Origin of the sequence: Alistipes sp. An54, from assembly GCF_002159375.1 — a bacterium.
GTDB classification, from domain to species: Bacteria; Bacteroidota; Bacteroidia; order Bacteroidales; family Rikenellaceae; genus Alistipes; species Alistipes megaguti.
In genome coordinates this window covers 1-1,981 of the sequence record NZ_NFIA01000031.1, presented here as the reverse complement: position 1 = coordinate 1,981, position 1,981 = coordinate 1, and the positions used below count along the sequence as shown (strand labels likewise).

The window sequence follows — 1,981 nt, the reverse complement described above, 5'->3', positions numbered from 1 at the left end:
ATCGTTTCATGGCTCTCTTATTTGGAAGGGTTCAACGTCTGGATGGCCTTGCGGATCGTGCTGTAGTTCCGGTCGGCGTGGTAGTAGTCTCCGGCGATGTTGTAGGCTGCAAAGCCCGCCAGCGGTCCGTACTCCACCACGCAGCGTGCCATCAGCTCCACGGCGGCATACTCCGTGCGGTCGGCGTCCTGCAGCGGCGCATCGATCTCGGCGGCCAGCAGCAGTTTTTCCGGGGCGATGCCCGCATAGCCCGTGGCATTGAGGACCAGCAGCTGCACCTCGGTGGTATTTTCGGCCTTTTCGGTGTCGAGGACCACGAAGTCGAGTTTCGCACGGTCGGCTTCGGCCACCGACAACGGGTTGCCCTCGAAAACGAGAAGCTGACCATCGCTCCGGGCTGCCGAGAGCGTCGCAACGATCGTAGCCGTAGCGGCGGCGTCCAGCGGGTCCGTGGTGAACGAGTAGCCGTCCAGCCCGTTCGCCGCGACGGAGGCAATCACCCCGTCGAGGTAGGCTTTGAGGGCAGTCTCGGTGGAAAAATCCGCCTTGCGGGCCGCGTAGTCCACCTGGTAGAGGACCCGCGTCCCCTTTTCGCGCATCGTGGCCATGTCTTCGGCATCATAGGCCGAGAAGTTGTCGGCATTCGTCAGCGTCACGATGTCGAGCGAATCGGGCAGGCAGCGCATGAAGTCCTGCTCGCTCGTGGCCTTCGCGGGCGAATTGTTGAGCCGCGCATACGAAAGGTAGTGCTCCGACTGCTTGTAGGCCCGCAACGCCGCCGTATAGTCGGCCCACAGCGCCGGGTCCTGCTCCCACGGCTTGCGCACGCTGTTCTCCACGCTCTCCGTCTCGGTCCAGTCGCTGCATGCGGCGGCAAGCAGCAACGCCGCAACCGGAAGGATCATTCGGTATATTCTCTTCTGTTTCATATCGGTCAGTTGTTATAGGGTTTGCAGTCCCACCATACGCGCGTACCCATCTGGTCGCCCGTGCGGTTGCCGTTCGTCTGCTCGGCGTTGAGCTGTTGGATCGCCGCCTGCAGGTTCGTGTTGTTCTGCTGGTACTCCTCCACCGGGTAGGGAAGCCGCCGCGCACCCTGCGCCACATCGACCCCGCCGCCCGACTTGTCGGCTACCACCGGCAGCAGCCGCGGGTAGCCCGTGCGCCGGTGCTCGGACCACGCCTCCACGCCCAGCGGGAAGATCGCGATCCACTTCTGCGTGATGATGCGCTCGAGATTCGCCTCGAAGTTCTCCGGTCCCGGGGTCCAGGCAATTGTAATGGTGCTCTGCGCCGCGGCGCTGTAATTACCCAGCGGATCGGTGTAGGCCGCCGGGCGGCTCGTGGCATCGGCCACATAGGCGTCGGCCCCGCTCGCGCCCCGCTCCTCGAACGAAAGACGGATGGCCTGCTCGTAAAGCGACTGCGCCGTCTCCTCCGAACCCCAGCGCAGTTCGTATTCGGCGCGCAGGAACGTCGCCTCCGCGGCGTTGAACCACAGGTAGGGGGTCGTCGACTCGACGATCAGGTTCGAATACTTCGTCATGGCCGTCGACTTGCCCGCCACATCAATACCGATGCGGATGCCCACGTAGTTGCCCACGTCGTTCGGCAGGAACATCTTCTCCACACGCGGGTCCTTATAGCCGTTCATATAGCAGAGGATGTCGGCACCCACGCGATGGTCGCCCCAGTCGTTGTAGATGAGCGTCGTGCGGTTCTCCGCGGCGTGCATCGCCGCGTTGTCGGCATTCGACGTGATGACGCCCCCGGCAATCGCCTCCGAAGCCTTCGTCTTCGCCAGTTCGGGCTTCACCTCCGTCAGGCGCATCGCCATGCGAAGCTTCAGCGAATTGGCATACTTCAACCATTGCGCGATGTTGCCGTAGTAGACCCCGTCGTAGCGGCTCCACGCATCGGACGAAAGGGTCGTGTTGCGGCCCAGCGTCGCGATGGCCTCGTCCAGCTCCTCGAACATCTT

2 protein-coding genes are annotated in these 1,981 nt (G+C 63.4%); both read right to left on the bottom strand.

Translation table 11 applies throughout. The features are described from left to right. Positions 1–17: 17 nt before the first annotated feature. Complete coding sequence (locus tag B5G09_RS13745) at positions 18–929, bottom strand: glycoside hydrolase family 18 (RefSeq protein ID WP_087405621.1); 912 nt, start codon at positions 927–929, stop codon at positions 18–20. Positions 930–934: 5 nt separating this feature from the next. Further along, a partial coding sequence (locus B5G09_RS13740; RefSeq protein WP_087405620.1) for a SusD/RagB family nutrient-binding outer membrane lipoprotein occupies positions 935–1,981 on the bottom strand: 1,047 nt, incomplete at its 5' end.

Excerpts from the sequence above, each read along its gene's own strand:
- B5G09_RS13745 (WP_087405621.1), bottom strand. The coding sequence starts at position 929 with ATGAAACAGAAGAGAATATACCGAATGATCCTTCCGGTTGCGGCGTTG.